General features: G+C 65.5%; 20 protein-coding genes and 1 pseudogene. 12 read left to right on the top strand and 9 right to left on the bottom strand.

Going from position 1 to position 21742, the window contains the following annotated elements; translation table 11 throughout:
• Positions 1–423, bottom strand: a pseudogene (locus D2V17_RS08710) (transposase); the annotation flags it as partial.
• A gap of 69 nt (positions 424–492) precedes the next feature.
• On the opposite strand from D2V17_RS08710, the gene D2V17_RS08700 reads away from it, so the two are divergent.
• From D2V17_RS08700 to ligA, 5 genes are all read left to right on the top strand, one after another.
• Positions 493–2265: a TonB-dependent receptor domain-containing protein gene (locus D2V17_RS08700; RefSeq protein ID WP_119592677.1), complete on the top strand. Its 1773-nt coding sequence runs from the start codon at positions 493–495 to the stop codon at positions 2263–2265.
• A gap of 149 nt (positions 2266–2414) precedes the next feature.
• The gene (locus D2V17_RS08695) at positions 2415–3227 is read left to right on the top strand and encodes an outer membrane protein assembly factor BamD (protein ID WP_119592676.1); all 813 of its coding nucleotides are present in this window, start codon (positions 2415–2417) and stop codon (positions 3225–3227) included.
• A gap of 40 nt (positions 3228–3267) precedes the next feature.
• Entirely contained in the window at positions 3268–4935 is a 1668-nt protein-coding gene (gene recN, locus D2V17_RS08690; RefSeq protein WP_119592675.1) for a DNA repair protein RecN, read from the top strand.
• Entirely contained in the window at positions 4935–5444 is a 510-nt protein-coding gene (locus D2V17_RS08685; protein WP_147367305.1) for a hypothetical protein, read from the top strand. Before recN ends, D2V17_RS08685 begins: the two co-directional genes overlap by 1 nt.
• Positions 5445–5545: 101 nt before the next feature.
• A complete protein-coding gene (gene ligA, locus D2V17_RS08680) occupies positions 5546–7687 on the top strand; it encodes an NAD-dependent DNA ligase LigA (protein WP_245978642.1) in 2142 nt (713 codons plus the stop codon).
• On the opposite strand, the gene D2V17_RS08675 is transcribed toward ligA, so the two are convergent.
• The 5 genes from D2V17_RS08675 to D2V17_RS08655 form a co-directional block, all read right to left on the bottom strand.
• Positions 7684–7920, bottom strand: coding sequence for a hypothetical protein (locus D2V17_RS08675; protein WP_119592672.1), 237 nt, complete (start codon positions 7918–7920; stop codon positions 7684–7686). The two genes, ligA and D2V17_RS08675, sit on opposite strands and share 4 nt — an antisense overlap.
• A gap of 29 nt (positions 7921–7949) precedes the next feature.
• Entirely contained in the window at positions 7950–8612 is a 663-nt protein-coding gene (locus tag D2V17_RS08670; protein ID WP_119592671.1) for a DUF2459 domain-containing protein, read from the bottom strand.
• A 32-nt stretch (positions 8613–8644) separates the two neighbouring features.
• Entirely contained in the window at positions 8645–9541 is an 897-nt protein-coding gene (locus D2V17_RS08665) for a 50S ribosomal protein L11 methyltransferase (protein ID WP_119592670.1), read from the bottom strand.
• A 2-nt stretch (positions 9542–9543) separates the two neighbouring features.
• On the bottom strand, positions 9544–10482 hold the full coding sequence (gene bla / locus D2V17_RS08660; protein WP_245978641.1) for a subclass B3 metallo-beta-lactamase: 939 nt from the start codon (positions 10480–10482) through the stop codon (positions 9544–9546).
• A gap of 257 nt (positions 10483–10739) precedes the next feature.
• Positions 10740–11450 (bottom strand): SDR family NAD(P)-dependent oxidoreductase, encoded by a 711-nt coding sequence (locus D2V17_RS08655; RefSeq protein WP_119592668.1) that lies wholly within the window; start codon positions 11448–11450, stop codon positions 10740–10742.
• An 85-nt stretch (positions 11451–11535) separates the two neighbouring features.
• Here D2V17_RS08655 and sdhC point away from each other — a divergent pair, with 85 nt between their 5' ends.
• From sdhC to D2V17_RS08625, 5 genes are all read left to right on the top strand, one after another.
• Complete coding sequence (gene sdhC / locus D2V17_RS08650; protein WP_425453634.1) at positions 11536–11952, top strand: succinate dehydrogenase, cytochrome b556 subunit; 417 nt, start codon at positions 11536–11538, stop codon at positions 11950–11952.
• A gap of 12 nt (positions 11953–11964) precedes the next feature.
• Complete coding sequence (sdhD, locus tag D2V17_RS08645) at positions 11965–12366, top strand: succinate dehydrogenase, hydrophobic membrane anchor protein (protein ID WP_119592666.1); 402 nt, start codon at positions 11965–11967, stop codon at positions 12364–12366.
• Positions 12366–14198: a succinate dehydrogenase flavoprotein subunit gene (sdhA, locus tag D2V17_RS08640; protein WP_191229133.1), complete on the top strand. Its 1833-nt coding sequence runs from the start codon at positions 12366–12368 to the stop codon at positions 14196–14198. Before sdhD ends, sdhA begins: the two co-directional genes overlap by 1 nt.
• Positions 14199–14217: 19 nt before the next feature.
• Complete coding sequence (locus D2V17_RS08635) at positions 14218–15315, top strand: saccharopine dehydrogenase family protein (RefSeq protein ID WP_191229132.1); 1098 nt, start codon at positions 14218–14220, stop codon at positions 15313–15315.
• A 279-nt stretch (positions 15316–15594) separates the two neighbouring features.
• Positions 15595–16917 (top strand): M20/M25/M40 family metallo-hydrolase, encoded by a 1323-nt coding sequence (locus tag D2V17_RS08625; protein WP_119592664.1) that lies wholly within the window; start codon positions 15595–15597, stop codon positions 16915–16917.
• Positions 16918–16923: 6 nt separating this feature from the next.
• Here the strand turns inward: D2V17_RS08625 and D2V17_RS08620 are convergent, their stop codons facing one another.
• The 3 genes from D2V17_RS08620 to D2V17_RS08610 all read right to left on the bottom strand — a co-directional run bounded on the left by D2V17_RS08620 (position 16924) and on the right by D2V17_RS08610 (position 20366).
• Positions 16924–17310 (bottom strand): hypothetical protein, encoded by a 387-nt coding sequence (locus D2V17_RS08620; RefSeq protein ID WP_119592663.1) that lies wholly within the window; start codon positions 17308–17310, stop codon positions 16924–16926.
• A gap of 109 nt (positions 17311–17419) precedes the next feature.
• On the bottom strand, positions 17420–18079 hold the full coding sequence (locus tag D2V17_RS08615) for a peptidylprolyl isomerase (protein WP_119592662.1): 660 nt from the start codon (positions 18077–18079) through the stop codon (positions 17420–17422).
• A gap of 1108 nt (positions 18080–19187) precedes the next feature.
• Entirely contained in the window at positions 19188–20366 is a 1179-nt protein-coding gene (locus tag D2V17_RS08610) for an alpha-hydroxy acid oxidase (RefSeq protein ID WP_119592661.1), read from the bottom strand.
• A gap of 120 nt (positions 20367–20486) precedes the next feature.
• Between D2V17_RS08610 and D2V17_RS08605 the strand changes: the two genes are divergently transcribed.
• Both D2V17_RS08605 and D2V17_RS08600 read left to right on the top strand, forming a co-directional pair.
• On the top strand, positions 20487–20885 hold the full coding sequence (locus D2V17_RS08605) for a BlaI/MecI/CopY family transcriptional regulator (protein ID WP_119592660.1): 399 nt from the start codon (positions 20487–20489) through the stop codon (positions 20883–20885).
• Positions 20882–21742: M56 family metallopeptidase (locus tag D2V17_RS08600; RefSeq protein WP_220474090.1), on the top strand; the 861-nt coding region annotated here is incomplete at its 3' end. The genes D2V17_RS08605 and D2V17_RS08600, both read left to right, overlap by 4 nt.

The raw sequence follows: 21742 nt of genomic DNA, 5'->3' as shown, positions 1-21742 counted from the left end.
ACTGCTCGACGATCCGGATGATCTCGAGCTTCTCGGATGCGGGATATCTCATTCTTCGTCTCCCCCATCCGCGATCATGCTTTTTTTGAGCAGCCGGTTCTCCAAAGTGAGATCGGCCACGCACTCCTTCAGATCGCGCGCTTCACGGCGCAGACCCTTCACCTCGTCCGTGGTCGCAGCACGCGCAGTGTCACCAGCCAGACGGCGCTTGCCGGCTTCCATGAACTCCTTGGACCAGGTGTAATACAGGCTCTGCGCAATCCCTTCGCGGCGGCACAGCTCGGCAATGGAGTCATCGCCGCGCAGGCCATCAAGGACGATCCTGATCTTGTCCTCGGCAGAGAAGTGCCGCCGAGTCTTGCGGCGGATATCCTTTACGACCTGCTCGGCAGGCAATTTGGACCTTGAGGATTTGGGCTTCATCTTCGTTCCTTCGTCACTACGACGAAGCCCAAATCCTCCTTAAATCACAACCTCTAATCTGTGCCATAGGTGCTGACGGGAGACAGCCGCCGATATCTCGAAACGGGTTCGCGTAATCAAGCCGATGATCGCAATGCCTTCCGCGTCCTTGCCGGTGTGAAAGGCGACCTTGGTAGCAACTGGTCCTACGACCTGTACTACCAGTATTCGCGTACCCGCAACTCGTCCGTTCAAAGCGGTAACATCCAGTTGAGCGCGCTGCTGGCCGGTCTGAAGACCGCCTACATCTCGCCCGATGGCAACACTGTCAGCGCCACGCCGGTGGCTGGCTATACGCTGGGCTGTGCCGATGCGTCTGCCCGTGCAAACGGCTGCGTTCCGATTAACGTGTTCGGCCCGAATCAAATCAGTTCGGATGCTGCAAATTACATCAGCATCTCGGCCACCAACCTGACTGAAGCGAGCACCAAGGTCTATTCGGGTGTCATCACCAACAGCGACCTGTTCGACCTGGGTGCCGGCCCTGTTGGTATCGCGCTCGGTGTCGAACGGCGTGAGGAATTTGCCAAGTACCAGCCCGACACCTTCCTTGCTTCGGGCGACGTGGGCGGCTTCAACGCCGGTTTGCCGACCGAAGGCGGCTATGAGCTCACCGAATTCTTTGGCGAGTTGAACCTGCCGGTTCTGTCGGGTCTTTCGTGGGCTGAATCGATCGAGCTGAACGGGGCTCTGCGCTATTCGGACTATTCGAATTCGGTTGGCGGCGTGTGGACCTGGGCCGTTGGCGGCATCTGGGACGTGGCTGGCGGCTTCTCGCTGCGCGGCAACTACCAGCAGGCAATCCGCGGTCCGAGCGTGGAGGAACTGTTCGGTGGCCGGACGGTCGACTTCGCGGGTGCCAGCGACCCGTGTCAGACTCCTGAGGCGGCTTCGGGCGCGTTGCGGGATCGTTGCATCGCCAATGGCGTTCCGGCTGCTGTGGTCGGCACTGACTATGGTTCGGGCGGCACGTCGTTCCCGGCCTTTGTCGGTGGGAGCTCCAATCTGAAGGAAGAATCGGCCAAGACCTGGACTATCGGTGCGGTCTACGTGCCCGAGTTCATCGATCGTCTGTCGCTTACGGTCGACTACTACAACATCACAATCGATGACTACATTGGCAGTTACGGTAGCCAGAATATCGTGAATGCCTGTTTGAAGTCGGGGATTGAGAGTTTTTGCGACCTCATCACCCGTTCGTCGACCGGCGAACTCGAGAGCTTTGTTGACCTCAACGTCAACGCCGCTTCGCTCCACACCGAAGGTCTCGACCTTGGCGCGCGCTACAGCCTCCCGCTGGGTGACGGTTTCCTCGGTGGCGGTTCGGCTGGCCTCTCGTTCGACTTCAAGGGCAGCTACCTGTTCTCGCTCGACTATGACGCGGTTGCCGGTGCCGGTTTCCCGGTTAATGAGTGTGCCGGCCGGTTTGGTCGCGTCTGCTCGGATACCGTGGCCTCGGGTCCGACGCCGCATTGGCGTCACTCGCTGCGCACGACCTATCGTGACGGCGACGCGTTCCTCTCGGTTCTGTGGCGTCACATTGGTGCGTCGCACGACGAAGACGACAGCACGACCTACGCCGTTGAACACCTGGATTCGGTCGATTACTTCGACCTGACCGCAGGCTACGACATCAACGAGCACTTCTCGCTCGCTGCCGGTGTGAAGAACGTCTTCAACAAGGGCTTCCAGCCGCTCGCCAGCTCGCAGCAGGGCGGTAACGGCCAGCAGTCGAACACCTATCCGGCGACCTACGACGTCCTCGGACGGTACTTCTCGCTCTCGGCTACGGTCCGCTTCTAAGCGAACCGCGCCCGCCTGAGGCGAGAAATAACGAAGTAAAGAAGGGCGGCGGGGCAACCTGCCGCCCTTTTTCTATGTCGTCATCGCGGTGGGAAAGCCTCGCGTACTTCACTTGGCGTTCAGCACGCTCTTGGCTATAGCGCCAAGCTATGATCACTCGCTCTGTATCGCGCCCTGTGCTGCGCAAGGCCTTGATGGCCGCCCTGTTGTCCTCGGCCACGCTGCTTTCGGCCTGCGCCTCGACCGGCGGGGGGAAGGCTGACACCGCCTATGTCGCGCGCGATGTCGAATCGCTGTATCGCGCTGCGAAGGACCGGCTCGACCGGGGCGACCTCAAGATGGCCGCCGGCCTGTTCGACGAGGTGGAGCGCCAGCATCCCTATTCACCCTGGGCCCGCCGCGCCCAGCTGATGAGCGCCTTTGCCTACTATGCTGGCCGCGATTACACCAAGTCGATCGCCTCGGCACAGCGGTTCCTCTCGATCCACCCCGGCAACCGTGATGCGCCCTATGCCTATTATCTGATGGGCATGAGCTATTACGAGCAGATCAGCGATGTGGAGCGCGATCAGGCGATCACCCGTCAGGCGCTCGCCGCGCTGACCGAGGTGACGCGCCGCTATCCGCGCAGCGAATATGCCGCCGACGCGCGCCTCAAGATCGACCTTGTCAACGATCACCTCGCAGGCAAGGAAATGGAGATCGGCCGGTTCTATGAGCGTTCGGGCCAGTGGCTCGCGGCGCAATTGCGCTTCCGCAACGTGACCGAGAACTACCAGACCACCAGCCACACGCCCGAGGCGCTGTTCCGCCTCGCTGAGACTTCGCTGGCGCTGGGCATCCCCGAAGAGGCACAGCGCTATTCCGCCGTGCTCGGTGCGAACTATCCCGGCAACGAGTGGTACGAACGCGCCTATGACATGATGCAGAAGTACGAACCTGCGCGCGTTAACGGCGGCTAGGATTGCGGCGGGCCGCGCCGCCAGATAAGGCTGAGCGCCCATGCTGACCTCGCTTGCCATCCGCAATATCGTCCTGATCGAGGCGCTCGACCTGTCGTTCGGCGCCGGGCTCGGCGTGCTCACCGGCGAGACCGGGGCGGGCAAGTCGATCCTGCTCGATGCGCTGGGTCTGGTGCTCGGCAACCGCGCCGAAACCGCGCTGGTGCGCGCCGGAGAGGCCGAGGCGAGCGTGACCGCGAGCTTCGAATTTGCCGCACTTCCCGATCCCATTGCCGAAGCGCTGGCCGATGCCGAGATCGAGGTCGAACCGGGCGAGCCGCTGATGATCCGCCGCAAGGTGCGCACCGATGGCGGCTCCAGGGCCTTTGTGAACGACCAGTCCGCTTCGGTGGCACTGCTGCGGGCGCTGGCCCCGGCGCTGGTCGAGTTGCACGGGCAGCACGACGATCGCGGGCTCGTGAACCCGCGCGGCCACCGGATGCTGCTCGATCGCTATGCGGGCAGCGACAGCGCGGGTGTGGCCGAGGCGTGGAACAGCTGGCGCGCGGCGGAGGATGCGTTGGCGCAGGCGCGCGATGCTCACGCCGCGCTGGTCGCCGAACAGGATCTGCTGCTCGCGCACCTTGCCGAACTCACCGAAGTCGCGCCCGAGGGCGACGAGGAGGCAGAGCTCGCCGGTGCCCGCGCCGACATGCAGAAGGGCGAGAAGCTGGCGGGCGATCTCGAAACGCTGCGGCTGCTGTGGGACGGTTCGGATTCGGCGCTCGCCCAGATGCGCAGCGCGGCGCGGCGGCTTGACCGGATCGCCGAAGAACACCCGCTGCTGGCCGAGGCGCTTGCCGCGCTCGACCGCGCCGTGATCGAGGCGGGCGAGGCGGAAGAGAAGTTGCAGGGCGCGGCCGATGCGCTTTCCTTCGATCCCGCCGAACTCGACCGGATCGAGCGCCGCCTGTTCGAACTGCGCGCGCTTGCCCGCAAGCATGACTGCCACGTCGACGATCTGCCTGCGAAGGTGCAGGAACTGCGCGAGCAGCTCGACGGGATCGAACTGGCGGGCAGCCGCGAGGCCGAGCTGGTCAAGGCCGCCGAGCAGGCCGGGCAGGTCTATCGCGCCCGCGCCGAGGCTTTGCACGCAACGCGCGTTGCGGCGGCCATGCGTCTCGACGAGGCGGTGGCGGGCGAACTGGCCCCGCTCAAGCTCGATGCCGCGCGCTTCCGCACTGCCGTCACCGAGCTGGACGAAGAGCGCTGGGGCCCGCATGGGCTCGATAGCGTCGAATTCCTGATCGCGACCAACCCCGGCGCCGACTTTGCGCCGCTTGCCAAGATCGCTTCTGGCGGCGAGCTGTCGCGCTTTATCCTCGCGCTGAAAGTGGCGCTGGCCGAGCAGGGCGGGGCGGCGACGGTGATCTTCGACGAGATCGACCGCGGCGTGGGCGGGGCGGTCGCTTCGGCCATCGGTGAGCGTTTGTCGCGGCTGGCAGGGGCGGACGGGCAGTTGCTCGCGGTCACGCACTCGCCGCAGGTGGCTGCGCGCGGGCGCACGCATTACATGATCGCCAAGTCGAGCGAGGGCACGGTGACGCGCACCTCGGTCGTGCTGCTTGACCCCGAGGGGCGTCAGGAAGAGATTGCGCGGATGCTCTCGGGCGCGGAAATCACCGCCGAGGCGCGCGCTCAGGCAGACCGGTTGCTGGAGGGAATATGATGCGCGGAGTGTTCGTGTTTGCAGGTGCGCTGGCCTTGTTTGGCTGTGTCGCGGTGCCCGGCGGCGATAACGCGCTGCCTGCGCCGCTGCCGAAGCTCTCGCAGCAGCACGCGGCCCCGCAGCTGGCACTGCTCGACAGCGCGCTGGCGGACCACTTCGCAGAGCTGCCCGAGCCAACCACCTGCGTTGCCGAGAGCGATGGGCGCACCTCCGAGGCGCTCCCGCCCGAGGGCGAAAAGGCGCTGATGGAGCGCCATCCGCGGCTCGCCCCATTCGCGCGCTGCACGCTGCGCGACGGCAACTGGGTCGACGCCGAAGCCGAGGAGGGCGCTCCGAACGCGGCCATGGTGGTCGAACTGGCGAACTTCACCTGCGCCGATGAGTTCAGCTGCACCGGCTGGATCCGCATGGTGCGCGGGATCGAGGGCATGACCACCAACCGCTTCGGGATGGAGTGGGGTGCGAACGGCTGGGTGATCGCGCCGGCGCCGGTGCGGATTGCGGAATGATAGAAGATGACGAGCAAGCCCCCTCCTCTTTAGAGGAAGGGCGTGGGGGTGGTGGGCGCGCGCAAGCTCAAGTCTCCGAAGCCGAGGCCGCCAACGAGCTGATGCGGCTGGCAAAGCAGATCGCGAAGCATAACCGGCTTTACCACGCAGAGGATGCGCCCGAGATTTCGGACGCCGAATACGATGCGCTGGTGCGCCGCAATGCCGAGCTGGAAGAAGCCTTCCCGCACCTGATCCGGCCCGACAGCCCGAGCCAGCAGGTCGGCCACGAAATTGCCTCCTCGCCGCTCAGCAAGGTCACGCACGCGGTTCGGATGATGAGCCTCGACAACGCCTTCTCCGACGAGGAGGTGGCGGACTTCGTCGCCCGCGTGCGCCGCTTCCTCTCGCTGGCCGAGGGCGAGCCCGTCGCCTTCACCGCCGAGGACAAGATCGACGGACTTTCGTGCTCGCTGCGTTATGAGGCGGGCAAGCTGGTGATGGCCGCCACGCGCGGGGATGGGCAGGTCGGCGAGAACGTTACCGCCAACGTCGCCTATATCGAAGACATCCCGCAGCAATTGCCTGAAGGCGTGCCCGAACTGTTCGAGGTACGTGGCGAAGTCTATATGGAAAAACAGGCCTTTGCTGAGCTTAATAAAAAGCTTTCTGCGATGAGCGAGGCAGGAATTAAGGAGGAGGGGCCTCAAAGCACGTTCCATGAGGCAGTTGAAACTGCACGCCGAACGAAGTTTGCCAATCCTCGCAATGCAGCTGCTGGCTCTCTGAGGCAAAAAAGACCAGAAATCACTGGGGGCAGGAAACTGCGGTTCTGGGCGCACGGCTGGGGCGCGGCGAGTGACGTTCCCGGCGACACCCAGAGCGAAGTCGTGGCGCAGCTCAAGGCATGGGGTTTCCCCGTCTCGCCCGAGTTCCGCCTTTGCGCCGATGTCGGCGAAATGCTGCAAGCCTACCGCAGCATCGGCGCAGGCCGCGCGGCGCTGCCCTACGAAATCGACGGCGTCGTCTACAAGGTCGACCGGCTCGACTGGCAGAAGCGGCTGGGCTTCGTCGCCAAGGCGCCGCGCTGGGCTCTGGCGCACAAGTTCCCCGCCGAGCGCGCCGAAACGACCGTGCAGAGCATCGACATCCAGGTCGGCCGCACCGGCAAGCTGACCCCGGTCGGCAGGCTCGCGCCGGTGCTGGTGGGCGGGGTCACCGTCACCAACGTGACACTCCACAACCGCGACGAGATTGCGCGGCTCGGCCTGCGCGTGGGCGACCGGGTGGTGATCCAGCGCGCAGGCGACGTGATCCCGCAGGTGGTTGAGAATGTCACCCGCGATGAGGACCGTCCGGCCTATACCTTCCCCGACCATTGCCCAGAATGCCACAGTGAAGCCGTCGCCGAAGAGGGCGAGGTTGATGTCCGCTGCACCGGCGGCCTGATCTGCCCCGCACAGCGCACCGAGCGGCTCAAACACTTCGTCAGCCGCGGCGCGCTCGATATCGAGGGGCTGGGCGAGAAGACCATCGACCAGTTCTTCGCGCTCGGCTGGCTCGAAAGCCCCGCCGATATCTTCCGCCTGCGCCAACGCCGCGAGGAGATTCTCGCGCTCGAAGGCTGGCAGGAGAAGTCGGTCGACAACCTGCTGGCGAGTATCGAGGCCAAGCGCGAACCCGATGCTGCGCGGCTGCTGTTCGGGCTGGGTATCCGGCATGTCGGCGCGGTGACGGCGCGCGACCTGCTGAAGGGGCTCAGCGATATTCATCGCCTGCCCGAGAAGGCGCGCGAGATATCGGCCTATCGCGTCGAGCACCCGCGCGGCGAGGACGAGAGCGAAGGCAAGTTTACCGCGCGTATGGTCGAGCAGATCAAGGCCGTTCTCGAAGTGCGCACCGATGGCATCGGGATCGCGGTGGGCTTCGCGCTGGCCGACTTCTTCCACGAAGAGCACAACCGCAAGGTCTGGGACGACCTGCTCGGCGAAGTCAGCCCGCCGCTTTACGAAGTGGCGACAGTTGATAGCGAAGTCGCGGGTAAGACGGTGGTGTTCACCGGCAAGCTCGAAACGATGAGCCGCGACGAGGCCAAGGCTCAGGCCGAGCGGCTCGGGGCGAAGGCGGCAGGAACCGTCTCCGCCAAGACCGACCTTGTGGTCGCTGGCCCCGGCGCGGGCTCCAAGCTCAAGAAGGCGGCGGAACTCGGCATCGCGGTGATCGACGAGGCGGCTTGGGCCGAGATTGTGGCGGCGGCGGGCTAGTCCGGCTTGTCGCCGCTTTCACCCTGATCGGCCTCGCCGCGATCCTTGCGCTCGCGAATTTCTTCCATGCTCTCCGCCTTGGCGGGATCGAAGATCGTCATGAAGGCGAGGCCGAGGCCCATCATCACCCCGCCTGCCGTGCCCTTGCGCGCGGACTTGCGGCTCCGCCTCAGCAACAGCGGCAGCAGCGCGAGGGCGAGGCAGAACACCACCACAGAAACCAGCCATTCCATCGCCTGATCCCTTCGTTGCGGGCCTCCGGTCAGATCGCCAGATCGGCGCTGGCACCGGGGACAGGTATCCACTTTGTGACCCCTCCGGCAAAGGGTGTCCATGCCCCCATCTCGATCCCGCCCGCCGCCAGCATGTCGCCCACCCAGCTGTTGCAGGTATGGAGCAGGGTATACGTGCCGAGCGCCGGGTAATAGGCATCGGCGGTGTAGCTCGCGCGCAGTTCCTGCCTCTGCTCACCCGGCGCAAGCCTCGGCAGCGAGGCTTCGATCCGCTTCACCAGCCGCCGGTAGTTCGCCGCGCTGATCGTCAGCGGACGATAGCTCGCGCTTGGCATCGGGCGGACATAGGGGCTCACCCGCATGAGCGGCTCGCCGCCGTCGAGCGCGATCCGCGCGGCGGTCGCCAGCTTGAGGTCGCTCCACTCGGCGACGTTCAGGAACACCTCGCGTTCGCCCCAGCCGATCCCCAAGTGGGTCGGCAACTGGCCATCCTGCGGGCGGGGGCGGGCGGCGCTGGGGAAGGTCTCGCGCCAGTCCTTCACCGCGTTGGCCACCGGCACGACCACGCCCGTGTGCGTGCCGTTGGTCTCGACCATGATCGTCACCTCGGCGCTCTGGTCATTCTCGCCCGAACCGCGCGGGATCGTGCTGCCCAGCCAGCCCGCCACCGGGTAGGCCGACAGCAGCAGCATCACGATAACAAACGCGCGCCAGACCGCGCGCCCTAGCCGACGTAACGCGCCCTGAGCCACAGGATGCTCCAGTCGCCGCGCTGAATGCGCTTGTGCAGCCGCAGGCCGTGGCGACGGTAGGCGCGGCGCACCGTGCTTTCCTGCGTCGCCAGCAGGCCCGCCAGCAGCACCGATCCGCGCGGCGCCAGCGCGGCGGCGAAGTCGGGCGCCAGCTCGATCAGCGGGGCGGCAAGGATATTGGCGATCAGCAGATCGTAAGGCGCGCGCGCGTGCAGCAGCTCGTGGTCCATGCCTTCGGCGGTCATGGCCACGACCTTGCCCGGCTCGGTGCCGAGCGGGATGCCATTGCGCAGCGCGTTGTCGATCACCGCTTCGGTGCACAGCGGGTCGATATCGCTGACGGTGTAGCGCGCCTTGGGCCACAGATCGCGCGCGGCAAAGGCGAGCAGGCCAGTGCCGGTGCCGATATCGGCCACGTCGCGCGGCACGATTCCATCGGCGCGCATCGTATCGAGCATTTCCAGACAGCCCGCCGTCGTGGCGTGCTGGCCGGTGCCGAAAGCCTGCGCCGCCGGGATGCAGAAGCTGGTCACGCCCGGTTCCTCGCTGGCGGGGTGCTCGGGCGTGTGGACATAGAACCGTCCGGCGCGAATCGGTTGTGCGCCTTTCTGGCTCTCGCTCACCCAATCCGCATCGGGCAGCTCTTCGGCCTTGATCTCAGGCGCGTTGCCATCGAACAACGCCGCCACTGCCGCGCGTTCGGCCTTGCCGGGCTTGCCCTCGCAATAGGCATCGAGCTGCCACACGTCGGGCTCGTCCGGGTCGACTTCGAAAGCGGCGAGGACGAGCGCCTCGTCCCAGCCTTCGGCGCGGTCCAGCGCTTGTTCGACAGCTTCGCGCGAGGTGATGGCAGACAGTTTCCAGCTCATGGTTACGGGCGGTGTTCCTCTGCGAGGCGCGCGTCAAGCCGCTCGGTGATACTGGCGGCATATTGTGCGCAGTTCATGCCCGAGGCGATCCCGCCCGCCAGCAACTTGTCGCGCATTTCGCTGGCCGAGGGATGCGGAGTGACCAGCACGTCGCAATCGAGCGCGGCCTCGCGCGCGATCGCTTCGCGGTAGGCGGCGAGATAGTCCGGGTGATCGGAGAAGCGATAGCTGTCGCTGCTGACCGGCGAGAGGCTGTCGGCATAGACGATGGTGCGGCACTTGCCATCCTCGTCGCAGCCCTGCCACGACCAGCTCAGTGCGCCATGGGTATGGCCCGGTGTGGCCGTGGCGACGAGGCGCTTGTTGCCCAGTTCGACCACGTCGCCATTGCCGACGATCCGGTCCACCCGCGCAGGCTTTACCCCGTCGATGGTGCCGAACTGCGGATCTTCGGGTGAGACTTCACCGCTGGTGAAAACCTCGGCTGCCGCTTGCGAGGTCACCAGCTCCGCGCCGGTTGCCTGCTGGATCTTCGCCACCCCGCCGATATGGTCGAAATGCTCATGGCTGGTGAGGATCAGCTTTACATCGGCCGGATCGAACCCGAGCGCGGCGATGTTCGCCAGCACCACGTCGGCGCCCGCATCGGTGCCGCTGTCGATCAGGATCAGGCCCTCGCCGCTGTCGATCAGGATGGCCGCAATCCCGCAGGTGCCGACATAGAAGCTGTCGCTGCTCGCCAGCGCGAAGGGCGGGCCGGGCTTGTCCCACTCGTCCCAGTCCTCGCAAGCCTGTGGCCAGGCGGAGGGCGGGAAGGCGGCGTCGATGCGGCTGGTCTGGGCGGGGTCGGTCGCAGGCTCGCTGGCAGCGGCGCAGGCCGAAAGTGACAAAGTTGACGCTATGCCAACCAGCATTCCGGGGAAGAACCTCAACAATTGCATTGCCTTGCGCCTTCTCATCGAAGTTGACACCCTGGCGGAATAAAGTTGGATTGCCCGCCTGCCATGATCTGCCGCCGTTTAGCCCGACACTCGCCGTGTAGGACAGCGGTAAAGTCTGAGCGGGATGACATAGCACCGTCTCGCAAAGCCCTTCCCTGTGGGGAAGGGTTGGGATGGGGGTTCCACGCTAACCAGCGTCGAGCCCCCACCCCCAGCCCCTCCCCGAGGGGAGGGGAGCAAGGTAATGTCGTCAGCCTCTAGCGGACGTAGCTGGCACCGTTGGCATCGATCACCGCGCCCGTCATGCTGGCCGGGGCGTCCAGTGCACAGAACACGGCGATTGCCGCGATCTCCTCCGGCTCGGCCACGCGGCCCAGCGGAATGTCGGCGAGCAGGGCAGGGCCGCCCCGGCTGGCGAGATAGTCGTCTCCCGGCGCAGTGTCGGTGAAGCCCGGCGCGATGGCGAAGCTCAGGATACCTTCGGCGGCATAGGCGCGGGCCACGGTCTTGTGCATGGCCAGCATCCCGCCCTTGGCGGCGGCATAGTGCCAGTGCGCGGGCGAATCGCCCCGATGCCCGGCGCGGCTGGAGACATGGACGATGCGGCCCGCGCGCCCCGTTTCCTGCCAGTGGCGCACCGCAAACCTGCTCAGCTGCGCGGCGGCGGTGAGGTTGATGCGCAGCGTGTCCTCCCAAGCGTCGAGCCAGTCGAGATCGCTGCCTGCGATGGGGTTGGGGGTGAATAATCCGGCATTGTTCACCAGCACGTCGATTTGCCCGCCGAGCGCCGCCAATGCCTCCTGCCACAGCATCTGCGGCGCGACCGGGGCGCGAAAATCGGCGGCAAGGGTGGCGGAATCGGTGCTGCGCGTGGCCTGGCCGATCACCTTTGCGCCGCGCGCAGCCAGTGCCTGCACGGTCGCGCGGCCTATGCCCCTGCTGCTTCCGGTAACGAGAATGTTGGTCATGACCCTTGCTTAGCTGCGCCGGCAAGAGCGCGATAGCCTCACACTTGTTTGCCAGCGCGCTTGTGTCCTTAGCGCGAGACGTTAGATGGGGGGCATCGCAACGCACCATACGGGACAGAACATGGCCAACCGCCCGCTCTCGCCGCACCTGCAAATCTGGAAATGGGGCCCGCATATGCTGGTCTCGATCCTTCACCGCGTCTCCGGCGACGGCATGGCCATTGTCGGCCTTGGCGTTCTGCTGTGGTGGCTCGGCGCGCTCGCCAGCGGGCCGGCGGCTTATGAAACCTTCCACACGGTTATGACCACGCCGATCGGCTATCTGGTGCTGGTGGGCCTGACCTGGGCCTTCTTCACGCACCTGTGCTCGGGCCTGCGTCACTTCGTGCTCGACACCGGCGCGGGTTACGAGCTTGACGCCAACCGCATGTGGTCGATTGCCTCGGTGACCGGCGCCGTGGTGCTGACAGTGGCCTTCTGGGCCGCGATCTTCCTGCTTTGAGGGGCATTCTCAATGGGTAACGGAACTTCCATCGGCCGCGTGCGGGGCCTCGGCTCTGCCCACACCGGCGCGCACCACTGGCTGTTGCAGCGCTTCACCGCGGTCGGCAACCTGATCACGCTGGTCTTCCTGATCGTCTCGCTGCTGACGCTCCCGAACATGAGCTACGCCGCCGTCTCGGCCTGGATCAGTCAGCCGATCCCGGCGGTGATGATGGCCCTGCTGGTGCTCACCACCTTCTGGCATGCCCGCATCGGTTTGCAGGTCCTGATCGAGGATTATGTCCATGACAGCGGCTCGCGCTTCGGCGTCATGCTGGCGCTGAACCTCGCCTGGATTGGCGGCACCGTGTTCGGCCTGTTCTGTATCGCGCGTCTCGCGCTTGTTCCCGTTGCCACTGGAGGAGCCGCGTAATGGCCCGCAGCGAAACTTTTGAAATCGGCGGCAAGGCCTATCCGATCATTGATCACCAGTACGATGTCGTGGTTGTCGGCGCGGGCGGCTCTGGCCTGCGCGCCACGATGGGCGCTGCCGAGGCGGGCCTGAAGACGGCGAACATCTCCAAGGTCTTCCCGACCCGCTCGCACACCGTGGCAGCACAAGGCGGCATCGCCGCTTCGCTGGGCAACAACACGCCTGACCACTGGCAGTGGCACATGTACGACACCGTCAAGGGCTCGGACTGGCTGGGCGATCAGGACGCGATCGAATATCTCGCGCGCGAGGCCCCGCAGGCGGTTTACGAGCTGGAGCACGCCGGTGTGCCCTTCAGCCGCAACGCCGACGGCACGATCTACCAGCGCCCGTTCGGCGGCCACATGCAGAACATGGGCGAAGGCCCGCCGGTCCAGCGCACCTGCGCCGCGGCTGACCGCACCGGTCACGCGATGCTCCACGCGCTCTATCAGCAGAGCCTGAAGTACGACGCCGACTTCTTCATCGAATACTTCGCGATCGACCTCATAATGAAGGACGGCGCCTGCGTCGGCGTGATCGCGATGTGTCTGGACGACGGCTCGATCCACCGCTTCCGCGCCCACGGCGTGGTGCTGGCGACTGGCGGCTATGGCCGTTGCTACTTCACCGCTACCTCGGCCCACACCTGCACCGGCGATGGCGGCGGCATGGTCCTGCGCGCAGGGCTTCCGCTGCAGGACATGGAGTTCGTGCAGTTCCACCCGACCGGCATCTACGGCGCGGGCGTGCTCATCACCGAGGGCGCACGCGGCGAGGGCGGCTATCTCACCAACTCCGAGGGTGAGCGCTTCATGGAGCGTTATGCCCCGTCGGCGAAGGATCTGGCCAGCCGCGACGTGGTGAGCCGCTCGATGGCGCTGGAAATGCGCGAGGGACGCGGCGTGGGCCCGAACGGCGACCACATCTATCTCCACCTCGACCATATCCCGGCCGAGACCTTGGCCCAGCGCCTGCCGGGCATCACCGAGAGCGGCAAGATCTTCGCCGGTGTCGACCTGACCCGCCAGCCGCTGCCGGTGACGCCGACCGTCCACTACAACATGGGCGGCATCCCCTGTAACTACCACGGCGAGGTCGTGACCATCGGCGCTGACGGCAACCCCGACCAGGTCGTGCCCGGCCTGTTCGCGGTGGGCGAGGCGGCCTGTGTGTCGGTCCACGGGGCGAATCGTCTGGGTTCGAACTCGCTGATCGACCTCGTGGTGTTCGGCCGCGCGACCGGCTTCCGTCTCAAGGAGACGATCAAGCCCGGCACCCCGCACGAGGAAATCTCGGGCGAGGGCACCGAATTCGCGCTGACCCGGCTCGACCACTTCCGCAACGCCAATGGCGGTTCCTCCACCGCCGAGGTGCGCAAGGACATGCAGCAGACGATGCAGAAGCACGCCGCTGTGTTCCGCGATTCGGCGCTGATGGCCGAGGGCGTGAAGCACCTCGCCGAGACCAACAAGCGGATGCAGGACATCAAGGTGTCGGACCGCTCGCTGATCTGGAATTCGGACCTGATCGAGACGCTCGAGCTCGACAACCTGATGGCGCAGGCCGTGGTGACGATGAAATCGGCGGAAAACCGCAAGGAAAGCCGCGGCGCCCACGCGCACGAGGACTTCCCCAACCGCGACGACGCGAACTGGATGAAGCACACCGCCGCCTGGTTCGAAGGCTGGGGCGGCAGCGGCGGCCAGGTGCGGATCGACTATCGCCCGGTGCACGAATATACGCTCACCGACGATATCGAATACATCAAGCCGAAGGCGCGCGTGTATTGATCTGGTGAGAACCTCGGCTGTGCTGAAGGTTCTCATCATTGGCGGCTATGGCAATTTCGGTGGCTATGTCGCGCGCAAGCTGGCCTTGCGCGCGGACATGGCGCTGGTTCTGGCCGGGCGGGATCTGGCGAAAGCGCGAGCTGCTGCGGCTGCCCTGAATGCGGCCAATCCGGCACAAGGGGCACGGGTCGATCTGGCGGACCCGGCGGCAGCCATCGCGGCCGTTGCCCCTGATCTCGTCATCAACATGGTCGGGCCCTATCACACGCAGGGCTATCAGGTGGCGCAGGCGGCCGTCGCCTGCGGAGCGCATTATTGCGACATTGCCGATGCGCGCGACTTCGTCTGCGGGATCGGCGCGCTCGATGCAGCTGCGCAGAAGGCGGGTGTGGCCGTGATCGCCGGGGCCAGTTCGGTCCCATGCCTCACTGCTGCCTATCTCGATGAAGCCGTCCGAGCGATGGCCGAGGTGCGCTCTGCCCATTGCGGCATCAGCGGTGCGGAACAGGCCAATCGCGGGGCGGGCACCGTTGCGGCGGTGCTGAGCTATGTTGGCCAGCGCTTCGACCGGCTGGCGAACGGGCGAATGCAGCCCGTCACTGGCTGGGCAGGCTTGCACAGCGTGCGTTATCCCGAATTGGGCCGACGCTGGTTCGGGCATGGCAATATCCCCGATCTTGGCCTGTTTCCTGCCCGCTATCCCACTTTGCATGGCTATGCCTTTTATGCCGGGCACGAAATCGCCGTGCTGCATTTCGGCACGTGGATGATGGGCAAGCTGGTCAGCCTGGGGCTGCTGCCCCGGCTTGACCGGTTCGCGCCGCTGCTGCTCAAGGTTTCGAAGCTGTTCAACTGGCTGGGGAATGGCCGAAGCGGGTTCCACATGGTAATCGAGGGCATCGGTCACGACGGCGTACCGATGGTGCGGCGCCACTGGATCATCGCACGCTCAGGGGATGGCCCCAATATCCCTTGCGTACCGGTGATCCTGATCGCGCAAATGCTGGCGGAAGGTCGGACAATTGCGCCGGGAGCAAGACCGTGTCTTGGCCTGTTCACTCGCGAGGAGTTCATGGCGGGCATGGCCGGGCTCGATTACACGGCGATCGACGAATGACCACGAGGCAGATCATCGTCTGGCACGACGGAGCCTGCTTGGCCTTGCCGCGCGCAATCCGTTGGTGCTGCGCGGGCTTGAGGCGCCGTATCTGCGGTTCTTGCGCGTTCGTCCGCGCATTCAGCGCTTCATGCGGGCACGCGGTTGGTGAGCGCCCCTTAGGTCATCGGGCTGTTTGGCAAGCGTGAGACCTCCTGGGTGCCGCGTCCCGAGCATGCTGACCGCCTGCTTTGGCGCACCTGCTTGACATAGGGCGGTGTTGCAATGCAGCATCGCCCCATGACGCATTCGCTCCCCCGCTGCCTCGCAGGCCTTATCGCCGGAGCCACTGCGCTCGCTCTTGCAGCCCCTGCCATGGCGCAGCTCTCGCCGCAGGAGGAGGCCATCGTCAGCGCGGTCGATGCGGGGCAGGACGATGTGATCGCCTTCCACAAGGCCATCGTCGAGATCAATTCGGGCACCCACAATGCGCCCGGCGTGCGCGCCGTGGCCGATGTGGTCATGCCCGAACTCGCAGCGCTCGGCTTCGATGTCGCGTGGATCGACCAGAGCGCACAAGGCCGCGCAGGCCATGTGTTTGCACGCCACACGGGCACGCCCGGCACCACGCGGATGCTGCTGATCGGCCACCTCGACACCGTGTTCGAGCCGACCGCGCCGTTTCAGGACTATACCCGCGAGGGCGACACGGTTACCGGCCCCGGCGCCGAAGACGACAAGGGCGGGGTCGCGATCATGCTCGCGGCCTTGCGCGCCATGCATGAGGCGGGAACGCTGGACGGGGCCAACATCATCGTCGCGCTCACGGGCGACGAAGAGTCGGTCGGCTCCCCGCGCGAAGCGGCCCGCGCCGACCTGCTCGCCGCAGCACAGGAAAGCGACGTGGCGCTCGATTTCGAGGGGCTCGCGCGGCTCGACGGCAAGGACATGGGCTCGATCGCGCGGCGCTCGTCGAACTCGTGGCAGGTGAACACCACCGGCACCGAAGGCCATTCCTCGCGCATCTTTTCCGATGGCGTCGGCTACGGCGCAATCTACGAACTGGTGCGCATCCTCGATGCCTTCCGCGAGCAACTGCCCGAGGAAGACCTTACCTATAACGTCGGCATCATCGCCGGCGGCAGCGAGGCGGCGCTGAGCGACGACCGGCTCTCCGCCACCGCCTATGGCAAGGGCAACATCATTCCACCCGTGGCGGTGGCGCGGGGCGATTTTCGCACGATTTCGCCTGAGCAGACCGAGCGGGTGGTGGCGAAGATGGAAGAGATCGTCGCGCAGAACCTGCCCGGCACCACGGCGACCTTGCAGGTTTCGCGCGGCTATCCGCCGATGGCTCCGACTGAGGGCAATGCCGCGCTGCTTGACCGGCTCAACGCGATCAACGCCGATCTCGGGCTGGAGGCGATGGCGGTGCTGCCCCCGATCATGCGCGGGGCGGGCGATATCAACTTCGTCGCCCCCTATGTCGACGGGCTGGTGGGCCTTGGCGCTGCGGGCGGCAATGGCCACGCGGTAGGCGAATGGGTCGACCTGTCGAGCTTCCCGCGACAGGCCAAGCGCGCTGCAATCCTCATGTCGCGTCTGGCGGGCGAGCGGCCCTAGCGCTGCTCAGCCGGAGCGTTTTTCGACAATCGCGGAACGCTTGCGTGCGCCTCGCACGAGCGAACGCAGCACCTGCCCTTTCGACTGCGCCTTGCCGTGCGGCTGATCCAGCAGTTCGTTGAGCGACAACCGGGCGACCATCTGCTCTGCGGCAATGAACCCGTTGGCCCAATCGGCGTCCCTTTGAGCGAAGTCGTGGACAGATTGCTCTTCGAGCACTCCGATAATCCGCGATTGCACGCGGTCGGCGGTCCACCGCTGCACTTCCGCGCGGTGGTCGGCAAAGGCGGTGGCGACCTCGTCGATCATCGCAGGGGGCACCTCGATCTTGAGGCAGTCCAGCAGCCGCTTGGCCGCCAGCCGGTCGATTTCCCAGCATCGCGTATCCGTCATGCTCTCATCCCCCTGAGGCCGATCTGAGGCAAAGATACAGCATCATGAAGCCGTTGGGGAGCCATTGGGATGCTCGTCGGCCTGCCTTTTCGCGGAGGGGAGGAACTGACTACTCGTCCCTTTCCGCCCGGTGTGCGTTCAGCACCGTCACCGGCTCGGCCAGCATCTGGCCCTTCATCCAGCCTTCGCCCTTCTCCGGGTCGCGCGGGGAGTTGAAGATCGCTTCGACCACGTCCATCCCTTCGGTCACATAGCCGAACACTGCATAGCCGTGCTGCCACACCGGATCGTCGGCGTTGGGCTTGGCGTTGAGGCCTGTCTGGTCGCCCAGCATGATCGAGAAGTCGCCGTTGGCCGTGCCCGGCTCGTTCATCGCCATCGACAGCGCGCCGCGCGTGTGGGTGAGGCCGGTCAGCGTGGTCGGCTCGTGCGCGATGCCGGGCAGGATGCGCTGAGGATCCCACTGTGTGCCGCCCTGGATCAGGCCGTTGGGCTGCTCGCCCCAGTTGGTGGGCATGCTGCGATAGAACACGATCCCGTCGAACCGGTGCTCGTCGACATAGCGCAGGAAATTGGCTGCCGTAATCGGCGCGCGTTCGGTCTCCAGCGCCACGGTGATCGGGCCGAGCGCGGTTTCGAGCACGACGTCGACCGTCTCGAATTCGTGCGCACTCTCTTCGAGCGAGGGCAGTTCGGCATTGTCGGCGGCATGGGCCGCGGCGGGCAGGGCGAGCGACAGGGCGGCGAGCAGGGCGAATCGGTTAACCATGGCCCACGATGTGCCAGCATTTGGCTGCGCTTGGCAAAAAAGTCCGCGCAATTGGGCAAGATCAAGGGCTTGGCTGCGGCGAGGGCTCATGGCTCGCCCATTGGGATACTGTGAGAGGACTAGGATGAGCACGAAACCGCTGTTGGCCGAGTTCCGATTCGATCCCTATTCGCTCGTCAACGACGTCGATCTGCTCCCCGCCTACGAGCGCCTGCGCGAGGACTTCCTGCCGTTCAGGTGCTAGGAAGGCAGCCATGTGGGTGCTCTCGCGCGCTCCGGTCTTCCGATAGATTGAGTGCGGGTTTGTCGGCATTGGACTGGGATCCGGATGTGGACTGAGGGTCAATGCGAAAAAATATAGGGTGGCTGTGCGAATGTCGGCACCGAAAGCACTTACCAAGCCTCCGCCAAGAAGCCCGAGCACACCGCAAATTGCAGCGTAACCGACTGGATGCCTCACAGCTATGGGGTCCGGCTTCGGGCTCGTATATCCGTGTTCGTGGGCATCGATCACGTCTATCGCAGCGCTTTTGATATCGATTCCAAATTGCGCCCAGACACTGTAATCGAACCCGTGTCGTGTCCCAAGCTGACCGCCGATGAGGTTTGCAATGTCGGGGTATCTCGAAACCAGCGCATCCCTCACTTGTTTGTGAGCATCACTCCAACGTCGTCCCCTGTGGCGAATGACATGGGCGATCTCGCTCAAGAGACGGGATAGCATTTCATTAAGCCCGGCTTCAAAGGTAGTGAAGCCAGCCTTGATCATATCCGAACTGCCGGTGAGGCCTCTCAGACCTAGGTCAGCCTTAGACCTATTGAAGTCACGGTTCCATTTGTGATCGAACTCGTCAAAGTGCCGAGTGATGCGATCGCCGATGGAGAGCCTTGCCATTACAGAGATGTGCTCTCACGATTCTCGCACAACAAGATCGATTGTCGCCGGAACTGGGGACAACGGACTGTTCGGCCTACAGCCGAGCAGCAGCTTTACGACGTTTGGTCCATCGAAAGCGGACGGGTGGCTAACGACCGAGTGGTAGCTGTTCGGTGTTTGCGTGGTAATATAGCAGCTCCTGCGCCGCATCACGAACTCTCGCCTTCTCAGCTAACGCCTGCGCAAATGGTCGCGCGTGAGCTGATCCACACGGCTCACCCCCATCAGCTGCATGTCGCGCCGGATTTCCGCCTCCAGCAGGTCGAGCGCGCGGGCCACGCCTGCCTGTCCCGCCGCCGCCAACGCATAGAGATAGAGCCGCCCGCCGCTTGCCGCCTTTGCGCCCATGGCGAGCGCCTTCAGCACGTGGCTGCCGCGCATCACCCCGCCGTCGCAGATCACCTCGACCCGGTCGCCCACTGCATCGACGATCTCTGCGAGCTGGTCGAACGGGGCGCGGCTGCCGTCGAGCTGGCGGCCGCCGTGGTTCGAAACCATGATCGCATCGACCCCCATGTCCGCCGCGCGCCGCGCATCGCCCACCGACATGACCCCCTTGAGGCAGAACATGCCGCCCCAGTCGTTACGCAGCTGCTCAGCCGCCTGCCAGTTCAGCGCCGGGTCGAGCATCGAATTGAAGTAGTCCTGGATCGACACCGCCTTGCCGCTCCCCGCCGCAACGTGGGTCGAGAGGTTGGGCAGGTCGAATTTCTCGCGGAACAGGAAATTGAGCGCCCAGGCCGGGTGCATCGCATAGGACAGGACATTGGCCGGCGTGAAACGCGGCGGGGTCGAAAAGCCGGTGCGTTTGCAGCGCTCGCGGTTGCCCGAGACGATGGTGTCCACCGTCAGCGCGATGGCGTCGAACTTCGCCGCCTTGGCCCGCTCGACCAGCGCCGCGTTGAGGCCGCGATCCTTGTGATAATAGTATTGCAGCATCTTCGGCCCGGCATAGTTCGCGCCGATCTCCTCGATGCTGACGGTCGAGAGCGAGGAGATGCCGAACCACAGCCCGTGCCGCTCGGCTTCTTTCGCCACCGCGCGTTCGCCCTGCCAGTGAAAGATGCGTTGCAGCGCGGTCGGCGAGAGCACCAGCGGCAGCGACGAGGTGCGCCCCATGATCGTGCACGAAGGATCGACCTTGTCCGCGCCGACCAGCACGTCGGGCACGAGGTCGACCTCGCCATAGGCCTCGGTATTGCGGCGGCGGGTCGTCTCGTCGTCGGCGGCCCCGTCGATATAGTGGAACACGGGGAAGGGCAGGCGGCGTTTCGCCAGCTCGCGGAAGTCGGCGATCTTCTGGCAATCGGCCAGCTTGCGGACCGGCGGGCTATAGGGCGTGAGCGTCATCCTGCCGGGTTTAGCAGGCGCTTCGCCGCGATCCAGCGCCCGTTAAAGACGGGTTCAGTTTACAGGCGTAATCGTATCAGCTACACATGTAATCGAATTGCTGCTTGAGGGAGTCGGCACATGGGTGGGACAAAAGCGAAAGGGCTGCTGGGCGGTGAACGCATCAGCGAGGCCGAGCATGCGGTGATGGAGGCCCTGTGGGTGCGTTCGCCGCTGTCGGCGGCTGAGGTCGGCGAAGCGGTCGGCGGCCAGCGCGACTGGAGCCTCGCCACGGTCAAGACGCTGCTGTCGCGGCTCGTCACCAAGGGCGCTTTGGCCACCGAGGCCGATGGCCGCCGCTTCCTCTATACCCCGCTGATCGAACGGGCCGACTATGTCGGCGGCGAATCGCGGCGGCTGGTTGACCGGCTGTTCGGTGGTCGCGCCGCGCCGCTGTTCGCGCACCTTGCCGAATCCGAAGCACTGAGCGCGCAGGATATCGCCGAGATCGAGAGCCTGTTGCAGGAGCTGAAGCAGTGAGCGCGCTCGTTGCCGGATGGCTGGTCGATACCTTTTTCTGGACCGGCGCGCTGATCCTTGCCGTGCTGCTGCTGCGGCGCCCGGTGGCGCGGACCTTTGGCGCCGGGATCGCCTATTCGCTGTGGGGGCTGGTGCTGCTGCGTTTCCTCCTGCCGCCGCTGGTTCTGCCCGCGAGCATGGCTCCGGTCGAGGAGGTGCAGGCCGTTGCCGTGCAGGCTCCGGTCGCAGAATATGTCAGTGCCGCACCTGCAACGGAGCTGTCGTTCGCCTGGGTCGAACCCTTGATGCTCGCGCTATGGCTGGGCGGCGCGGCGCTGTTCCTTACCATGCGGGTGCGCACCTATCGCCGGATGCGCGCCCAGCTGCTGGCCGAGGCGCGTCCGGTGGGCGAGGCGGGCAGGGTCCGTCTGGTCGAGACTCCCGAGGCCAGCGCGCCGGTCGCCTTCGGGGTGTTCGACAAGGTGGTGGCCTTGTCGCCCAATTTCATGGCGCACTATGACCGCGACGCGCGCGACCTCGCGATTGCCCACGAGCTGGCGCACCATCGCGGGCGTGATCTGCTTGCCAATATGGCCGCGCAGGGCGTGCTGGCGCTGCACTGGTTCAATCCGCTGGCGTGGCTGGGCTGGCGGGCGATGCGCTCGGATCAGGAAGCGGCCTGCGATGCGCGGGTGATGGCCGGACGCACACGCGGCGAGCGGGCGGCCTATGCGCAGGTGATCGCCGGGTTCGCGCGCGGTCAGGACTTTGCCCTGGCCGCACCGATGGCCTGCCCGATGCTGGGCGACAAGTCGATTGTCCACCGCCTGAAGAGCCTGACGCGGGGAGATTGCGGGCAAAGCCGCCGGCTGGCCGGG

Origin of the sequence: Aurantiacibacter xanthus, from assembly GCF_003584015.1 — a bacterium.
Taxonomy (GTDB): Bacteria; Pseudomonadota; Alphaproteobacteria; order Sphingomonadales; family Sphingomonadaceae; genus Alteraurantiacibacter; species Alteraurantiacibacter xanthus.
The sequence above is the reverse complement of the archived record's forward strand: the minus strand, read 5'-3'. Positions and strand labels throughout refer to the sequence as shown.